The organism is Paenibacillus sp. LjRoot56, from assembly GCF_964253335.1.
Classification (GTDB): Bacteria; Bacillota; Bacilli; order Paenibacillales; family NBRC-103111; genus Paenibacillus_E; species Paenibacillus_E allorhizoplanae.
This window is the reverse complement of the sequence record NZ_CAXURV020000001.1, coordinates 957,501-974,807: the sequence shown is the minus strand read 5'-3', so window position 1 is coordinate 974,807 and position 17,307 is coordinate 957,501. Positions and strand designations below refer to the sequence as shown.

Here is a 17,307-nt window from a genome sequence, read left to right as displayed (position 1 = left end):
ATAACATACTTTATTATTGTTAATCCAAGCTCAACCACCAATAGTTTCAGAATCTGAGCTTTATTACACAAAAGTGTCAAATTTTCAGAGAGGAGTCATCGCCAATTGCAATATATTGGGAACGAAGCAAGTAATGACCCCCTTTTTTTGGATATTATGTCCAAATTGTGAAAGGAATAAAATAATCCGCGCAAATTTCAACTTCCCTTTCATGAAAAAAAGGCTACCGTTTCTCTTCCATCGGCAGCCTCGTTTTACTTCCTATCACTCATACGAGCATCTAAAACATGATCAATTCGATCCTCACAAGATGAAACGAAATCGGGCGCGGCATCCTGCGACATGCCACATACAGATAGCCAATACCCTTCAACCGGAAGTTGGGCATCAGAGATTTCATGGATTTGATCCTTGTCTATGCGGTATTTCATCATATTTTTTATAGCATAAGTCATACGAGAGCCACTCTCATGAATCCGCATGTAACGTATCGGATCGTCATTATTCGGTTTCATTATCCTCAAATCCATCTCATCCAATCGCTCAAAGAAATACTTCACCGGAATCGAACGATCATATTGTAACCATGGCCCCTCAATCTTTTGCTTTTTGACAATAGCTTTACTAGTTATAAGGTCATAATCTACATAGTAATAAATGAAATCTTGCTTCCCAAGACGACGCCATACGACTTCGTAAGATAGCTTCTGAACCTCACCCTGAGGATTATAATACATATGAAAATCTTGCAGCTTTGCTTGTTCATCCATCTCCAGCGTGGTAACAATCACCTGCCAGTGTTCAGAGTAGTGATGTTCATTCAAATGTGCGACATTCACCAGGATGCTATGCTCTCTCTCGAAGATAGAAGATTCAACGATTAGATACATGAAAAATGTAAATCCACCCATGATGATGATACCTAACGTCGTTCGATATAGTCGATTCAACGGTGGTGACTCCCCCTCACGCTTGGTTTCTCGATGGGCTACTCCACGCTGGCGCGGTACAAGCCACCCTTCCCCTGAACAGGCTCCGCAACTATCTCCCCGTTTGGTGCCTGCCAGTCTACCCATTTATTGCGTAGAAGATCATACTTCACATACCGGTTGTCATCTTGCTTTGTAAATAAATCCGTCCCACTAGCAAAGGTAACGATTCCCTCTGGCGGGTTCGCAATTTCTTTCGCGGCTTTTCCGGGTTGCCATATTGCCCACCCGGAGGCTTGCAGTTGAAATTCCCCTTTTTCATATTGCTGTAGGTACGCACCTTGTTTTGTGACGAGCCGAGCAATTCCTTTGGCGGTAAACTTTCCCCCTGCTTGATTAACGTAGTCCGTGTAGGGAACGCCATCTTGTATACGTGTCCAATAGGTGCCCTCCGGCATAGGGGTAATGGTCATATCCAAATCGGAGTATTTGGCAACCAGTACACTTGTCGTGTAGGCTGGAATTCTTTGGGATATGGTTTCTCCTGAGACATATGTTAATCGTGCCAATTGACTCGTTTCATGCCGGTTCTCATAGGCCAAAACATGAAGCAGCTTTCTCGTCGTATCATAGGCAGCGTAATTGATATTATCATTCTCATCAGGATCAGCTTTGTGAAGAATACGTTTCTCACCTTTCTCAATATCATAGACAAACACGCCGTAGTAGGACGCATACATGAGTGTTTTCGCATCTATCCATTGAATGGGCTGCTGATCAGGCTCAATCGTGGAGTAGAACACATTCTCTATGACAATAGGGTCCTTCCCCTTTTGCTCCAAAATATACGAATAGCTCGTTCCATCCCCGTCTCCCATAGACCCGCCAAGTTGAACAATTCCGACATAGTTTTGTTTATCTTCCGAGATAACCAATTGATCGTATAAGGAATCCCTCGGGCCCCCACCAGCCAACTCGCCTGAATCGGCATAGTGCCATACATACCTCGGCATTTGTTGAACCCAGACTCCCTGGAGACTACCACCCAAGCGATTGCCGCTTACATCCACCATGTTATCCATTCGCAGATACTGCTCTTTCATTCGATGCTCTACGGCCCCCGTATTGTCTAGTAGGACCAAGAGGTGTTTGGGATCTATCCATTTAGCTGTTACAGACACACCCTCTATCGTCGTAGGCAGGTCATTTCGCATCTCATTCGAAAAAACTAATTCTACCGAGCTTTCCCCCTCAGGAATACGCAGTCTTGGTCCATATTCCTGTGCCATTACCAAAAGGTGAGGAACATCGCGACCTGCAGGTGAACTAAAAGTAAAGCTCACAGGTTCTTTTCGCATGAACGTCATGGCAGGCAGATCCCCTACGCGCAGGACGAACGGTTCATTTGCATGATGGAATTGAACCCTCACCTGATTGATTGGACTGTTACTTTCTACAATCTCCCAATCCGCATTGCCCTCAACCCTAATCTGCTTAATCAGTAACTGTCGTTCTTCTTCGCTCATGTTCGCAAAAGTTGCATTCACACTCACATCCTCTAGATGATACACAACTTGGAAAGGTTCCTGAGGGACATCCGTAGCCTTCCATTGTTGGAATACCCTCCCCTCAGAACTATTGTGTTCACCGAAAGTAAGGCTTTGCAGCTTAATCCGAGTCATGGATTCAACTGTTGCGACGGGCACAGTTGTATGAATCGCCGATGCTTCCAGAGAGGTTGCTTGTGGCGATACGGATACGGCCAAACCCTCGGTATTGTTTTCACACGCGTTCAGCAGCAGCATGACGGATAATAGAAATCCTAAACCACATAATCTGACCATCACGCTCACCAATCCTTGTACGATTTTATAATATTTCCCATATAAAATTAGACGTACAGCACTAATGGAAAGTTGCCATCGGAAACGCTACTAGGTAACGGAAATGCAAAAAAAGCTATTTTTAAGTAGCTTCTGAAACATCTATACTCGCGCTGCTTACGGCGGCGTTTTCATTGTTCTAGCCGTTTTATGGGGCTGGCTCATCGACAAAAAACACCGGATCTGTACGATTGGATCGGTGTCGCGGTCTGCGTTATTGGCGTCTCCATCATGCTGTGGGCACCCAGGAGCTAATCGCCTCATTTTTCTCATTTCCCCCCTGCGGCATGGTTAGTTATAGAGCTTAAGGTAAACAATGTACAGGAGTGAAAATTATGAGGGAGTTGAAGCCATGTTTAAACGGATGGATGAAATTTCGATTGAGATTCCTGACATTGAGAAACCTGACCCGAATGCCGCAGCAGCTGTACAGGAATTGTTAGGTGGCAAATTCGGTGAAATGTCCACTTTGAACAATTATCTGTATCAATCCTTTAATTTTCGTTCAAAGGAAAAACTGAGGCCCTTTTACGATCTAATCATGAGTATTACGGCCGAAGAGCTGGGCCACGTAGAGTTGGTTTCCCACGCAATCAATAAATGCTTAAGAGGTTCAACGAGTTACAAAGAGCCAGACCAGACACCACTCGATGTTGTCAAAGATGCTCGTCTTTCGTATCACTTTCTTGCAGGTGCGCAAGGGGCTATGCCGTTCGATTCCATGGGCAACCCATGGACAGGTGCGAACGTGTTTAACAGCGGCAACTTAGTAGAGGATTTGCTGCATAATTTCTTCTTAGAATGCGGCGCACGTACTCATAAAATGAAAGTGTATGAAATGACCGACCACCCCGCAGCGCGTGCAGTGATTGGTTACCTCCTCGTTCGTGGAGGCGTTCATGTTGTTGCTTACGCCAAAGCGTTGGAAGTTGCAACTGGAGTCAATGTCACCAAATTAGTCCCCATTCCTTCCTTAAGCAACAAATCGTTTAATGAAACCAGAAAGTATGAAGAGAAAGGCGTTCATACTAAGCTGTACACATGGAGCGACAACGATTTCACAACAATCGGCCAGATTTGGAAAGGTACACATCCCGAAGATGGCTCTGCCTTGGAAGTCATCCCAGGCACACCTCAGGGATACCCCATTGCTGAAGCACCGGCGGTAGATGAGGAATTTGCTCCTGGCATTTCGGCTGAAGATTTCCAACAAATCGCTGCACGTCTCAAAATGGCTGGAAATATCAACGCATAATTCGCATAATTCTGATGATCCTTACGTTGTAGGGATCTTTTTTATCCAAACGAACTTGGATTGAAAAAACTCGCTTATCTCCCTTGCCATTTCCTCAGGCAGCCCCTACTCTGTAATCGGCTTCAGATCACTGAACTTTAGCAATACTTCTCTACTCGTATCGAGATAGATTACCCGAATATCTAACTCCTCGTCGTTAAGCTCGAACGCAAGAATCATACATTTCCGACCTCGATTCTTAGTCTTTCTAGGATTATCTGGTGCCACAACGTAGGAGCCTCCAAGACTTAAACTTACCGTTTCGCTCATATTAATCTGCTACCCTCTCATGTTGTTTTTAGGATCATTCTATCAACCTAATCTTCTTACCTTCTCCTCGATTATACATTGATTAGTCTCATCCCACACAACCGAAATTTCAAAAGTTCCCGACTCAAAAAATAAAGGAAACCTCCGCTTAAACCAATCTTGCATCGGCATCTGTAAAGCAGCGTCTATATCTACCCAGGCTAATTCCCCTTCAGGTGGATCAGTTAGCAACTCCCCTGTAAATGTCCGAGTCAGATAATTAAACACCATATATCTATAGTTTTTCTCGGGAACTAAATATTCATCGACGCCCTTGTATATGAGATCTTCCGGTTTCACCACGAGTCCCGTTTCCTCCCACAATTCTCGGACGGTCCCCTCCGTGAAACTTTCCGCCAAATCCACCTTACCGCCTGGGCCTAGAAATCCGGGAAACCCTTTGGACTCGGGACGATTTATCAGAAGCACCTTTTTCCCATCTTGGACTAAGCACATTGTATAGATGCCACATTCAACTTTACTCACTTATGCAAATCCTCCTACTTTTCCATCATTCAAAAGGACTCTCCAACAAAACAACCTCATTCGTCCCCGGATTTAACTCCACTCGCCCACCAAGAGGCAGAATCAATTTCGGATCCGTATGCCCAAAGTCGAAATCAACAACAATCGGTACACGCTCCGCTCCAAACTCTTTTGCAATAATATTCACGAGGATTTCTCTAAGCTCTACATTCTCAGCTGCGCTATAATCCTTCGCTCTCCCAAATATGACGCCTTTAATACGTGAAAAGATGCCCTGCATCCCATAATTCCGCAGCATATATCCGACTTGCATAGGGGATGGTTTCTCTTCCGATGTTTCGAAAAACAAGACCTTATCCTGCCAGAAATCATCCTGTGGCCAGTAGATCGTCGATTTCATAAACTCTAGTACTTCGATGCAGCCACCCCACAAATCCCCTTGCTCAATCGTTTCCCCCTGTAGAAACGTCCACCCATTCTCATTCTCTACAAATGGCTGACACTCACCCAAGGTTTCCAGGTGGCCCCAGTCTTTATAACCGTTCGTCCATGATGGATATGGCGTATAGCGATAAGGGAACTGCTCTTCGAACAACATCGCTTTTAGATGCTCCTTATAGGCATTAGGGAGACTTCTCAGCTGTGCGATTCCAGCCATAATAGATGGCCCATAGAATGTTACCATCCCCCAATTATTTAAGTACGTTAAGAATGTCGTCGCATCTGAAAAACCCATGATAAACTTAGGATGACTCATGATCAATTCCTTATTTAAAAAGGGTAGAATCCTCACTGATTCATATCCACCAATGGAAGTGATGATGCCATCAATTTCTTCATTTTCAAAACAATGATTAATATCCTGAGCACGCAGCTGTGGATTCTTATACAGTTCCCCCGGTGACATCCTTGCCGATGGCATTTCAACAACTTCCAGGCCAAAGACCTCCCCCAGATGCTTCAAGCCCATCTCATAGATATCCGGGAATAAATAAGGCAGTCCATTGGATGGTGAAATAATGGCTATCTTGGAGCCAGACTTTAATCGTTTGGGTTTAATCATGTTAATCCCCCTAGTAATAACTGCCAGACACTCTCGAAGTCCTCACCCAAACTCCCCATTGCCCATTCCCCCGCATGTGATGGATGATGGAAACGTGAGGTAGCTAAGAAAATGGCTCTAGCAAGAGACTCTGAGTCACCTTGCTTCAACTCTTTACTCGCCATCCCCGCCTCAATGATCTGTTCTAGCTGCTTTATTAAGCGATACATGTGGGTGCTAATCATTTCAACTTCAATGACCGTAACGTTAGCATACATCACAAACATTTCCGCATCTTCAGCAGCGAATTTCCGCTTGGTCTGAATCAACGTGTCTAACCACAAACGCAACCTCTCAACGGCGCTACCGTCAGTTCCACTTGCAATTGCTTCCAAAGGAACTGCAATGCTCGTATGCAACCAACGCGATGTCACCGCTTCCCGCAGCGCGGCTTTACTTTCAAAATGTCGATACAACGTCCCATGACTCACTTGCAGCACCTTGGCTATGTCAACAACAGATGTTTTGTCCGGTCCATACCGCCGAAGAACTTGCTCCGCTGCATCCAAAATTTCATCCTTCGATAACGGCAACTCATTCTTCGTCATTTTATATAAAACCGCCATTCACTCGAAGTGTTTGTCCCGTTACCCACTGTGACTCCTCGCTGGCTAGGAAAAGTACAACCCGCGAAATATCTTCCGCTTCTCCTAATCGACCGAACGAATTCATGTTAGCGATCGCTTTGATTTGTTCCTCTGATTTCCCCACTGTGAATAATTCGGTATTCACTGGACCTGGTGCAACGGCATTAATCGTAATACCCTTAGGTCCTAACTCTTTGGCGAGCTGACGCGTGAACTGTTCAACAGCCCCCTTCGTACCCGCATAGGAGCTATACCCAGGAAACATTTGTCCATTAACCGAAGTAGAGAAATTAATAATCCGACCATTCTCCTTCATGTGCAGCGCCGCTTGCTGAATTGCAAAGAATGTCCCTTTCACATTAATGTTAAACTGCCTATCGAAATCCTCCTCAGTAATCGAGAGAATCGGTTTCGTAATCAAAATCCCCGCATTATTGACCAAAATATCAACCTGCCCATACGCCTCCAACGTCTTCTGGAACAAAAGCTCCACTTGCGCCACTTGGCTAATATCCGCCCCAATCGCGATCGCTTCACCGCCTTGTTGCTTAATGCCGTTAACGACTTCCTCCGCTTTTCCCGGACTGCTTGCGTAATTCACAACAACCTTAGCCCCGTGCAGCGCAAGCTCTTCTGCTATCTTCTGACCGATCCCTCTCGATGCACCCGTAACCAAAGCTACTTTACCCGTTAATTTCTGCTCCATGCACAATCCCGCCTTTTCGATGTAGTGAGAAAGTAGAGTCGCCTTCCCCGAACCTTATTAACTTTATTATAAAATGATGAATGACAAAAATCAAATGACATTATTTGATTTTTGTCATTCATCATTTTAGTAAACCATTATGCCTCCCCTCTGACGGAAGCCCCCAACCCAAAAGTTCCAATCCACCTGCAACTTATCCCGCTCTCCCTCCGTCAGTCATGTCAGACAGATTCTATATAAGGGTGGGCTTCAATTGATCCTAATGCGTTATGCCATACTCGGTGTACTAAGCATTTCAATACTCCTTGCAGGATGCTCGAAGAGCGAGGTCACACCACCGGAAAGCTCAACGAAACCAGTATCTTCAACTCCGAAGGAAGTCATCCTTCCTGCCATGCAGGGCATCGTGACGGTAGACAATGGACTCAAAGAGACGAAAGTAACCTATACGTTCACGAATCAAACTAAAGATAAGATCACTGTCATTGGCGGCGCAAAGTATACCCTTTTGAAAGATCAAACCGTATTCGAACACGGCGCAGTTGCGATCATAGATTACTTGGACTTGGAGCCAGGCCAATCCTATACAGATTTGAAATCCTTCACGAATTTACCTCAAGGAGTTTATCTCATCGAAGTCACTTGGAATAAAACGAAAGCGACAGCAGCATTTAATCGCAGTTAAACGCACCCCGCGAAACGCATAGAGGTGCTTGATTTCAGGACTCCCATCCTCTACATCAAGCACCTCTACTTCACGTCCTATTTCTCGGTTCACTCGGCTATCAATGTTTCTCCATGCTTCAACAACCGTAGCAAGCTTGGGTCAAGACCCCTCCGCTGCCAATCCGCCAGCAATCGATCCAATGCTTCTTTTGGCGTATCATCGGCAAGACGAAATGCCCCATAATGCATCGGAATGAACTGCTGCGCTCCGACATCAAGAAACGCCTGCACCGCTTCCTCTGGGGAAACGTGCTGCATCCCCATGAACCACTCCGGCTCGTAGGCGCCAATCGGCATCAGCGCGTAGCCGATACCCGGAAATTTCGCACCAATCTCCCGAAATCCTTCGAAGTACCCGCTATCGCCAGCGAAATAGATCGCAGGAGGATGCTGCTCTCCCTCCAACACCGCGCTCCGCTTCACAATCCATCCGCCCCATAGCGAGGTATTCGTATCGGTTAACGTACGTCTTGTCCAGTGCTGTGCAGGCACGAAATGAAACTCCAGCTGGCCGATGGTCTGACTGCCCCACCATGGCAATTCATAGACCGTGCTGAACCCCAGCTTCCGCACCTTAGAGCCTAGTCCTTCGGGCACAAGTACGTATGGCGTGCCTCTCAGCTTTTTCAACGAACCCACATGCAAGTGATCGTAATGCGCGTGAGACAGCAATATTACATCAACAGGCGGGATCTCTTCTATAGATAAACCTGGCTCCTCGAGCCTTGGACTAAAGCCCATTCGAGTGGCCCATACAGGGTCGGTTACAATCGTCATTCCACCTACTTGCAGCAAAAAGGTTGCATGCCCGATCCATGTGATTGTGACTTCACCCTGATTATTCTTCAGCAGCTCCTGCTGCTTATGCTCAGATTGGCCAATCCGGAAGCTCAGATCTTTCACTTTACCCTTCCGCTCTTTCTGCCAGCGACGTACTTCTTTCCATGTCTTCGTCTTCGCATTTGGATCTAAGTTGCTATATCGCTGCCGCGCCATACGTTCATCCCCATTCATCTTCTCACAATCTATCTCTGCTCTAACCCAGCTTCAACGCATGCAAAATCCCTTTAGATACTGGGTGAGGTTCTCGATATTCATACGAATATGTCGGTTGTCCCCTTCAAGCTTGCTCATCATAATGCCGCCTTCCATCACAGAAAGCGTGAAAGTCGCCAAAGCCTCGATATCGAGATCCGCTTTGAATTCGCCATTTTGAACACCTTCGGAAATAATCTCTTTCATGTTGTTCAATGTACTCTTTAGTCCCCGCTGAGCCCGTTCTCGCAAAATAGGATGACTATCGTCGCTCTCGGTAGCTAAGTTCAACAGTGGGCATCCTCCGATAAATGGCGGCGTTTCAACCACATTTTCATAGACGCGCAAATAGGCTAACAACTTGCCACTGGCGGTCTCTTCCGCACGAATGGCATCGTTCATTTTCCCACTAACTACGCTACCTGCATAGTCATAGGCTTCCAGCGCAATCTCGTCCTTACTGGCAAAATGGCGATAAATCCCGCCCTTCTTAATGCCTGTCAGCTCCGTAATATCCGATAAGGATGAACCTGCATATCCCTTCTGGTTAAACAGCTCCGCGGCCTGAGCGATAATATGCTTGCGAGTTCTTTCACCTTTTTGCATAGTAACCCTCCGTTACACGCGTAAAATCTTATCTTTTAGTATAACAAAAGAGAGCAAGACATTAAAATGTAGCTCCCCCGTAAACGCATGTCATATTAATTTACATATAAATTTACATAATCACAATCCACCTGCCTATTTTAATAAAAAACACAATCCACCTACCAGATCATTGACTGTTTCGAGCGAACAGACCTATAATTCAGTTAACAAATCGAAATTGTGTCATATTTTCTTACATTAATGAGGTGCGAAGGTATGGAACTTGATTTGATCATCCGATGCTTCTCCAACCCCCAGTTCGGCACCCTGATGGATGTCGGCATTCGGGATGGGAAAATTATCTACCTTCAGGAGCATCTCCCTGGCAAACCTAATACTCTCAGCGTGGGACAGCTAATTGAAGCCAACGGGCGAGTTCTACTCCCCGGTTTAATAGAACCACATATCCATCTGGATAAAGCCTTTCTATTGAATCTCATGACGAAAGACGCCTGCTCCATCGAGCAAGCGATCGCCTCCACCTTAGAACTTAAACACGCCTTCACCTCTACAGATATCGAGGCCCGCTCGATCCAAGTGATCCAACAAGCCATTGCCAATGGTGTGACTCACATGCGTTGTCATGTTGAGATTGATCCTATCGTTGGCCTAATCGGTTTCGAAGTGATGCTAGCACTGAAGGAACGCTACTCCAATCAGATCACCCTGCAAATCGTCGCCTTCCCCCAAGAAGGCATCGCCAAGCAGCCTGGAACAGAAGAGCTACTCATCCAAGCCTTACAACTTGGCGCCGATGTCGTCGGCGGAATCACGTATCAGGATGCAGATTTACAAGCGCATCTTAGCACCGTTTTTAACTTAGCCAAAACTTTCAACAAATCCATAGACTTACACGTAGACTTCTCCGACGACCCGTCCATGTTAGCCATTCTCAGCATCATCCGCATGACGCATGCTTATGAGATGCAATGGCGCGTAAGCGTGGGCCATCTTACTTCACTTGGTTCACTCCCTTATGAAGAGGCCCAGCTCATCTGCACGGCTATTGCCGAAGCAGGTATCCATGTCATGTCATTACCCGCTACAGACCTGTATCTGAACGGACGCGGAGACGATCACCGTCACAGAAGGGGGCTAACCCCTGTACCCCTCCTTTTGGAGCAAGGAGCCAATGTTATCTATGGAAGCAATAACATTCAGAACCCTTTTACACCTTTCGGCACAGCAGATCCACTGGACACAGGCATGCTCCTCGCACATACCACATATATGGGCTCTAAGCAGGACGTTGTCACACTTATTGAGATGGCGACAACCCGTGCGGCAAAGGCACTAGAACTTGAGAATTATGGCCTGCACATCGGAGCGTATGCTGATCTCGTGCTATTCGAGTCAACTAATCTGCGCAGTGCCTTCTATGAACGAGTACCTAGACGCTATGTTTGGAAGCGAGGACAGCTTGTTGCCTCAACTATAAAGCAGACGACCTTTTACAATGAACAAGTGAGCTCCTAATGAGGAAAGGCGGGGATTAGATGCACCTGACCGTTGAAGAAGCGTTAACCATTTACCCTTTGTCACGTGCCAAATTAGTTGCTGGAGAAAAAGGTCTGTCACGTATTCTGCGATCCGTCAATGTCATGGATGCCCCCGATGCGGGCGATTGGATCAAATCCGGCGAAATGCTGTTTACTACCGCCTTTGTCATGAAAGATCACCTGGATATGGCCCTTTCCACCTTACGGATGTTGGATGAGCGAGGCGGAGCAGGGCTAGGCATCAAAGTAGGCCGATATTGGGATCAAATTCCACAAGAGCTGTACGACGAGGCCAATCGACTCGAAATGCCGATCCTAGAGCTGCCATTTGAATTCACCTTTTCCGATCAGATGGACGCTTTATTCAACGCGGAGCACACGAAGACAACCAAGAAACTGCAGACTGTCCTAGAAAAACAAAAACAGCTCATGCAATTTGCCCTGCGCAATAAGGAATCCTCGGATATTTTTCATATGATATCTGGCATTCTAGGGCAACCAATCTCCGTATTTGGGCAGGGTGGCAATGTGCTTTTTCATAACACTTCTTGGTCGGAGGATGTCCTCCTTCACCAATGGCCATGGACGAAATCCCCGCAATGGGAAGGCTTCGGAGACACCCGATGCTTCCGCATCCCATTGATGGATTCACTAGGCTGCACGGGCTTTTTCAAGGTGTATGTGAATTCTCCGTTGATGTTGAAGGAAGAGGAAGCTTTGTTCCATCAAGCCGCCGAAATCTTAACCTACCATCTCGGACTCGATATTCAAAAAGGTAAAGACCCCTCACGCCAACATGCACTTAGTCAAGTGTTTACGGACTTTTTCCAGCGAGAGCTATCCTTTCACGATTTCATGAAAAGCTGCAAAAGCTACCATCTCACCGTCATATCCACCACCTACCAATGTGTACTTACGACGATCCCGTCAGAACAACCTGGTGCAACTAGGCTGCTTAATGAAGTTCGCCAGTTGCTGATCTATCATCCCCAGTTGCAGCAGTATGAATCAGAGCACTTCTACTTGGCAGATGGATTGTTCTCGATCTTCGCTCTTCCGGAGGAACAGACTTTTCATAAAAAAGATTTCCTGTCTTCACTAAATTCCTGCTTGTCACATCTAACTTCCAAAACCTCTGCCGCTGATCTGCACTGCTGGGTCAGTCGTGTGAAAGCTCAACCTGAACTCATCTACAACGCATACAAGGAATGCTTGGAAACGCACCACGCCGCTGAGCGACTGCGTATGAGCCAAACTGTCCTGCATCATGATTCCATCGAGCTATTCTCCCTATTCCAGCATCTGTCCGAGGAAGCCATGCGAGGGTATTACAACTACGTATTGGAGCCCATTTACGGTAAGAACAAGCAGGTTGATCCCGAGCTGGCGTTAACCCTGGAAGTTTATTTTGAGTATGACGGATCCATTAATGAAACAAGCCGCTATCTCTTTGTCCATCGTAATACGGTTTCGTACCGACTGGAGAAAATCGCAGATTTATTGCAGATGGATTTTAAAAAGATGAGTGATCTCCTGCGCTTGAAGTTAGCTTTTCTCTTCCGAAATTATCTGAAATAAACGCAACCAAACTAGAAAACAGACACTATGCTTTTCCGCTGCGAAAGGAGTTATCACGATGGAACAATGGCTAAGTAACGTTCTTGTAAACGGCGCCCTACATAACCTGCTATTGAAACAAGGCGTTATCGCCGAGATCGTACCTGCTGCGAATAGTGAGGAAACTCCCTCTTGGGACGCACAAGGCATGCTTATGGTGCCTACTTTCAAAGACTATCACGTGCATTTGGATAAGGCATTCCCTGATGATCAGTGGATTTCACGGCACCAAGTTGCTTCCTTATATGATCAATTTCAAATGGAGAAAGACCTCTTAGTTCCTCTCAAAAGTGGGCAAAAGGAACGTGCGCGAGGCATCTTGCAGCAGATGCTGGCCTTCGGAACGACCCGAGTTCGTGTTCATGTTGACATTGACCCCGAGATCGGTTTATCCCATCTTACCATGGTGCGGGAGCTTCAGGAGGAATTCTTAGGGACATTAACCATCGAGATTGTCGCCTTCCCACAGCAAGGGCTAATACGTTCACAATCGATTAACCTCATTAAACAAGCCCTTCAGGAGGGCGCCACAATTGTCGGCGGCGTGGATCCTGCTGGCGTAGACCGCGATATCGAGGCTAGCTTACAGGCCATTTTTGAAATGAGCGTCGCTCATGACACCGAAGTCGATATTCACTTGCACGATCCCGGACACCTAGGACTCTTCACCTTGGAGCGCATCATGGACTACACCGAGCAGACGGGTAAAATGGGGAAAGTCGCCGTCAGCCACGCCTACTGCTTAGGTGAGGTATCCGAAAGCGAATCCCTTCCGATAGCAAAACGTTTGGCCCTACTAGATATTGCCATCATCACCAGCGTGCCGATCGATTCCGCGATGCCTCGCGTCGCGCAATTAAGAGCTGAAGGCGTGCGAGTTTACCTCGGCTCCGATCATACCGGGCTGGATGCATGGACACCTTTCGGTTTCACCGATCAGCTCATGCGTGCCCGAAGAATGGCGGATATGTACCGTTGGAATGACGATGAGCGCCTGCGTTCCGTCTATCCGCACCTGGGCTCTACCGCAGGGACCTTCCAAATCGGTGACCCTGCCGACTTCATCCTCCTAACTGCGGTAAATGCTGAGCATGCCGCAGCTGCAGCCCCTCCGCGCGAGGTCGTTAGTGTTCGTGGTGTTCCTGTTGCTGGCAGACAGCTGCAGAACGCTTGGAAGATATAAAACTAGACATAAACAATTAAAGGGAATGGGGAGATTTCGAATGACATTACTGGGGAAAACAAAAGTAGGTACAGCCGCTATTGCAACAGTCCTTTTACTCTCTGCTTGTGGAACGAGCACATCAACAACGTCCGGAACACCTGCAGCATCAACGGCCGCATCAAGCTCCAAAGCGCCAGACAAAGTAACTCAAGCGATGAGCTGGTTTGCCCAACCAGAAATGGGTGGACACTACGCTGCGCAGCTGGCGAAAATCTATGAGAAAGCAGGCATCGACATTACGCTTCAACAAGGTGGACCTCAAGTTTCCAACGTTCAACTCGTTGCTGGCGGCAAAGTGCAATTCGCGATGGCCAATGCCGATGAAGTTGTCCTTGCCCGCAAGGAAGGGATTCCCGTCAAAGTTATCTATGCCAATCTGCAAACCAATCCTCAAAACCTGATTTTCCATAAAGACTCTGGTATCAAGAAAATCGAAGACCTCAACGGACGCAAAGTGTACACCGCCGTTGGCTTTCCGTTCTGGCAGTACATCAGCTACAAATACAAGCTCGACAAAGTACAAATCCAGAACTACACAGGCTCCCTGGCGGGCTTCTCCGCAGATAAAGATTCCATCACCCAAGGCTTTGCTACCAACGAACCCTACGTTCTGAAAAAACAAGGCGTTAACGTCGATTGGTTCCTGAACGCAGACCTTGGCTACAACCCTTACGGCAACGTCGTTATTGCCACCGATGACTTTATCAAGAAGAATCCCGACTTGATTAAGCGCTATATCAAAGCCACCAGCGAAGGCTGGGACTATTACTACGCGCACGGCGACGAAGTCAATAATGCCCTTAACGGCGTTAACAAAGACTACGACGTCGATCATCTGAAGGATGCGCAAGCCGTTGCCAAAGACTTCATCTTCGGCGGCGATGCCAAAGCCCACGGCGTTGGCTACATGTCCGATGAGCGTTGGAAAACACTCGTTAGCCAAATGAAAGAAGCCGGCATGATCAAAGAAGATATTCCGGTGAAGGATTTGTATACGAATGAGTTTTTGCCGGTGAAGTAATAAACACACCACCTAGCTATGCAAAGAAAAAGACCACCCGAAGGTGGTCCTTTTCATATAAGCGGGCGGCGGGAATACTCCAAATACGGATTTTAAGACTTCCTACGGAAGCAACTAGTGGTATATTTGGACGCTCGTCCTACTCCGTTTATTCAATGAAGTGTTCACGGACGGTCGAACCTTTGCGGGTTCTCTTCCCTACCTATGCAATGAAAAAGACCACCCGCAGGTGGTCCTTTTCATATAAGCGGGCGGCGGGAATCGAACCCGCGCGATCAGCTTGGAAGGCTGAAGTTCTACCATTAAACTACGCCCGCGTAGTTTGTTTAAGCAAAGATGGCGCGCCCTGAGAGATTCGAACTCCCGACCTTTTGATTCGTAGTCAAATACTCTATCCAGCTGAGCTAAGGGCGCATCTATGAGGTTAAAAAATGCCGAAGACCAGACTTGAACTGGTACGGTAGTCACCTACCGCAGGATTTTAAGTCCTGTGCGTCTGCCGATTCCGCCACTCCGGCTTATATATAAAGGCGCTACCCAGATTCGAACTGGGGGTAAAGCTTTTGCAGAGCTCTGCCTTACCACTTGGCTATAGCGCCGAAATCTTTTTCTCAACTAAATAAATGGTGGAGGCTGACGGGATCGAACCGCCGACCCTCTGCTTGTAAGGCAGATGCTCTCCCAGCTGAGCTAAGCCTCCATGGGATAAATCTATGTGGAAATTAATGGTGACCCGTAGGGGACTCGAACCCCTGTTACCTCCGTGAAAGGGAGGTGTCTTAACCACTTGACCAACGGGCCTAGAAAGAATGGCTCCCCGAACAGGACTCGAACCTGTGACAACTCGATTAACAGTCGAGTGCTCTACCAACTGAGCTATCAGGGAATAGTGGTGGAGCCAAGCGGGATCGAACCGCTGACCTCCTGCTTGCAAGGCAGGCGCTCTCCCAGCTGAGCTATGGCCCCAGACAAAAAAAATACCCGTTAGGGTAACTGCTTGGCAACGTTCTACTCTCCCAGAACCCTGCGGTTCAAGTACCATCGACGCTGGAGGGCTTAACGGTCGTGTTCGAGATGGGAACGCGTGGGTCCCCTCCGCCATCATCACCAAACAGTCAAAGCGTTTGTTTGCGCCTTGAAAACTAGATACGAAACTTCAACGTATAGTACTTACTTAGGAATTTTGGTTAAGCCCTCGACCGATTAGTATTCGTCAGCTGCATACGTTACCGCACTTCCACCTCGAACCTATCAACCTCGTCGTCTACAAGGGGTCTTACATACTGGGAAATCTCATCTTGAGGGGGGCTTCGCGCTTAGATGCTTTCAGCGCTTATCCCCTCCGTACATAGCTACCCAGCGATGCCTCTGGCGAGACAACTGGTACACCAGCGGTACGTCCATCCCGGTCCTCTCGTACTAAGGACAGCTCCTCTCAAATTTCCTACGCCCGCGACAGATAGGGACCGAACTGTCTCACGACGTTCTGAACCCAGCTCGCGTACCGCTTTAATGGGCGAACAGCCCAACCCTTGGGACCTACTTCAGCCCCAGGATGCGATGAGCCGACATCGAGGTGCCAAACCTCCCCGTCGATGTGGACTCTTGGGGGAGATAAGCCTGTTATCCCCAGGGTAGCTTTTATCCGTTGAGCGATGGCCCTTCCATTCGGTACCACCGGATCACTAAGTCCGACTTTCGTCCCTGCTCGACTTGTAGGTCTCGCAGTCAAGCTCCCTTATGCCTTTGCACTCTGCGAATGATTTCCAACCATTCTGAGGGAACCTTTAAACGCCTCCGTTACATTTTAGGAGGCGACCGCCCCAGTCAAACTGCCCACCTGACACTGTCCCCATACCGGATCACGGTACCAGGTTAGAACTCCGATACGATCAGGGTGGTATCCCAACGATGCCTCCACCCAAGCTGGCGCTCAGGCTTCAAAGGCTCCCACCTATCCTGTACAGATCGTACCAAAGTCCAATATCAAGCTGCAGTAAAGCTCCATGGGGTCTTTCCGTCTTGTCGCGGGTAACCTGCATCTTCACAGGTATTAAAATTTCACCGGATCTCTCGTTGAGACAGCGCCCAAGTCGTTACGCCATTCGTGCGGGTCAGAATTTACCTGACAAGGAATTTCGCTACCTTAGGACCGTTATAGTTACGGCCGCCGTTTACTGGGGCTTCAATTCATAGCTTCGGGGTTGCCCCCTAACCACTCCTCTTAACCTTCCAGCACC

At 47.5% G+C, this 17,307-nt stretch carries 15 protein-coding genes, 8 tRNA genes, 2 rRNA genes and 1 pseudogene (1 of these 26 cut by a window edge); 7 read left to right on the top strand and 19 right to left on the bottom strand.

Annotated features, from left to right (window positions below; genetic code table 11):
• Nucleotides 1-254: 254 nt before the first annotated feature.
• Both ACSQ8O_RS04480 and ACSQ8O_RS04475 read right to left on the bottom strand, forming a co-directional pair.
• Nucleotides 255-950, bottom strand: a complete 696-nt coding sequence (locus tag ACSQ8O_RS04480) for a hypothetical protein (RefSeq protein ID WP_436240586.1) — start codon at nucleotides 948-950, stop codon at nucleotides 255-257.
• Nucleotides 951-988: 38 nt separating this feature from the next.
• Nucleotides 989-2,776 (bottom strand): hypothetical protein, encoded by a 1,788-nt coding sequence (locus ACSQ8O_RS04475; protein ID WP_436240585.1) that lies wholly within the window; start codon nucleotides 2,774-2,776, stop codon nucleotides 989-991.
• Nucleotides 2,777-2,924: 148 nt separating this feature from the next.
• On the opposite strand from ACSQ8O_RS04475, the pseudogene ACSQ8O_RS04470 reads away from it, so the two are divergent.
• Both ACSQ8O_RS04470 and ACSQ8O_RS04465 read left to right on the top strand, forming a co-directional pair.
• Nucleotides 2,925-3,067 (top strand): annotated as a pseudogene (locus ACSQ8O_RS04470) (YnfA family protein); the annotation flags it as partial.
• Between the two features lie 97 nt (nucleotides 3,068-3,164).
• Nucleotides 3,165-4,067, top strand: coding sequence for a manganese catalase family protein (locus ACSQ8O_RS04465; protein ID WP_436240584.1), 903 nt, complete (start codon nucleotides 3,165-3,167; stop codon nucleotides 4,065-4,067).
• Nucleotides 4,068-4,172: 105 nt separating this feature from the next.
• Here the strand turns inward: ACSQ8O_RS04465 and ACSQ8O_RS04460 are convergent, their stop codons facing one another.
• From ACSQ8O_RS04460 to ACSQ8O_RS04440, 5 genes are read right to left on the bottom strand one after another with little or no spacing between them, the layout of a single operon-like run.
• Nucleotides 4,173-4,376 carry a hypothetical protein gene (locus tag ACSQ8O_RS04460; RefSeq protein WP_157256981.1) on the bottom strand — a complete coding sequence of 68 codons (204 nt, stop codon included), beginning with the start codon at nucleotides 4,374-4,376 and terminating at the stop codon, nucleotides 4,173-4,175.
• A gap of 42 nt (nucleotides 4,377-4,418) precedes the next feature.
• Nucleotides 4,419-4,871 carry an NUDIX domain-containing protein gene (locus ACSQ8O_RS04455; protein ID WP_436241939.1) on the bottom strand — a complete coding sequence of 151 codons (453 nt, stop codon included), beginning with the start codon at nucleotides 4,869-4,871 and terminating at the stop codon, nucleotides 4,419-4,421.
• Between the two features lie 55 nt (nucleotides 4,872-4,926).
• Nucleotides 4,927-5,964 (bottom strand): S66 peptidase family protein, encoded by a 1,038-nt coding sequence (locus ACSQ8O_RS04450; protein WP_436240583.1) that lies wholly within the window; start codon nucleotides 5,962-5,964, stop codon nucleotides 4,927-4,929.
• The gene (locus ACSQ8O_RS04445) at nucleotides 5,961-6,551 is read right to left on the bottom strand and encodes a TetR family transcriptional regulator (RefSeq protein WP_436240582.1); all 591 of its coding nucleotides are present in this window, start codon (nucleotides 6,549-6,551) and stop codon (nucleotides 5,961-5,963) included. Before ACSQ8O_RS04445 ends, ACSQ8O_RS04450 begins: the two co-directional genes overlap by 4 nt.
• A 1-nt stretch (nucleotide 6,552) precedes the next feature.
• On the bottom strand, nucleotides 6,553-7,296 hold the full coding sequence (locus ACSQ8O_RS04440; RefSeq protein ID WP_436240581.1) for an SDR family oxidoreductase: 744 nt from the start codon (nucleotides 7,294-7,296) through the stop codon (nucleotides 6,553-6,555).
• Between the two features lie 253 nt (nucleotides 7,297-7,549).
• Between ACSQ8O_RS04440 and ACSQ8O_RS04435 the strand changes: the two genes are divergently transcribed.
• Entirely contained in the window at nucleotides 7,550-7,981 is a 432-nt protein-coding gene (locus ACSQ8O_RS04435; RefSeq protein WP_436240580.1) for a hypothetical protein, read from the top strand.
• Nucleotides 7,982-8,070: 89 nt separating this feature from the next.
• On the opposite strand, the gene ACSQ8O_RS04430 is transcribed toward ACSQ8O_RS04435, so the two are convergent.
• Together ACSQ8O_RS04430 and ACSQ8O_RS04425 are read right to left on the bottom strand one after the other, a co-directional pair.
• Complete coding sequence (locus tag ACSQ8O_RS04430; RefSeq protein WP_436240579.1) at nucleotides 8,071-9,036, bottom strand: MBL fold metallo-hydrolase; 966 nt, start codon at nucleotides 9,034-9,036, stop codon at nucleotides 8,071-8,073.
• A 33-nt stretch (nucleotides 9,037-9,069) separates the two neighbouring features.
• Complete coding sequence (locus ACSQ8O_RS04425) at nucleotides 9,070-9,663, bottom strand: TetR/AcrR family transcriptional regulator (RefSeq protein ID WP_436240578.1); 594 nt, start codon at nucleotides 9,661-9,663, stop codon at nucleotides 9,070-9,072.
• 258 nt (nucleotides 9,664-9,921) lie between these two features.
• Between ACSQ8O_RS04425 and ACSQ8O_RS04420 the strand changes: the two genes are divergently transcribed.
• The 4 genes from ACSQ8O_RS04420 to ACSQ8O_RS04405 are packed head-to-tail and all read left to right on the top strand — an operon-like array spanning nucleotide 9,922 to nucleotide 15,067.
• On the top strand, nucleotides 9,922-11,181 hold the full coding sequence (locus ACSQ8O_RS04420) for an amidohydrolase family protein (protein ID WP_436240577.1): 1,260 nt from the start codon (nucleotides 9,922-9,924) through the stop codon (nucleotides 11,179-11,181).
• A gap of 20 nt (nucleotides 11,182-11,201) precedes the next feature.
• Complete coding sequence (locus tag ACSQ8O_RS04415; protein WP_436240576.1) at nucleotides 11,202-12,782, top strand: PucR family transcriptional regulator; 1,581 nt, start codon at nucleotides 11,202-11,204, stop codon at nucleotides 12,780-12,782.
• A gap of 58 nt (nucleotides 12,783-12,840) precedes the next feature.
• Entirely contained in the window at nucleotides 12,841-14,004 is a 1,164-nt protein-coding gene (locus ACSQ8O_RS04410; protein WP_436240575.1) for an amidohydrolase family protein, read from the top strand.
• A gap of 25 nt (nucleotides 14,005-14,029) precedes the next feature.
• Entirely contained in the window at nucleotides 14,030-15,067 is a 1,038-nt protein-coding gene (locus ACSQ8O_RS04405; RefSeq protein WP_436240574.1) for an ABC transporter substrate-binding protein, read from the top strand.
• A gap of 246 nt (nucleotides 15,068-15,313) precedes the next feature.
• On the opposite strand, the gene ACSQ8O_RS04400 is transcribed toward ACSQ8O_RS04405, so the two are convergent.
• The 10 genes from ACSQ8O_RS04400 to ACSQ8O_RS04355 form a co-directional block, all read right to left on the bottom strand.
• Nucleotides 15,314-15,384: transfer RNA gene (locus ACSQ8O_RS04400), tRNA-Gly, on the bottom strand.
• A gap of 20 nt (nucleotides 15,385-15,404) precedes the next feature.
• Nucleotides 15,405-15,481: transfer RNA gene (locus tag ACSQ8O_RS04395), tRNA-Arg, on the bottom strand.
• Nucleotides 15,482-15,499: 18 nt separating this feature from the next.
• Nucleotides 15,500-15,585: transfer RNA gene (locus ACSQ8O_RS04390), tRNA-Leu, on the bottom strand.
• Nucleotides 15,586-15,595: 10 nt separating this feature from the next.
• Nucleotides 15,596-15,666: transfer RNA gene (locus ACSQ8O_RS04385), tRNA-Cys, on the bottom strand.
• Nucleotides 15,667-15,691: 25 nt separating this feature from the next.
• Nucleotides 15,692-15,767, bottom strand: a tRNA-Val gene (locus ACSQ8O_RS04380).
• A 26-nt stretch (nucleotides 15,768-15,793) separates the two neighbouring features.
• Nucleotides 15,794-15,868, bottom strand: a tRNA-Glu gene (locus tag ACSQ8O_RS04375).
• Nucleotides 15,869-15,877: 9 nt separating this feature from the next.
• A tRNA-Asn gene (locus ACSQ8O_RS04370) sits at nucleotides 15,878-15,953 on the bottom strand.
• A 4-nt stretch (nucleotides 15,954-15,957) separates the two neighbouring features.
• Nucleotides 15,958-16,033, bottom strand: a tRNA-Ala gene (locus ACSQ8O_RS04365).
• Nucleotides 16,034-16,062: 29 nt separating this feature from the next.
• Nucleotides 16,063-16,179 (bottom strand): 5S ribosomal RNA (gene rrf, locus ACSQ8O_RS04360).
• A 71-nt stretch (nucleotides 16,180-16,250) separates the two neighbouring features.
• Nucleotides 16,251-17,307: ribosomal RNA gene (locus ACSQ8O_RS04355) — 23S ribosomal RNA — on the bottom strand; it runs 1,860 nt beyond the window's last position.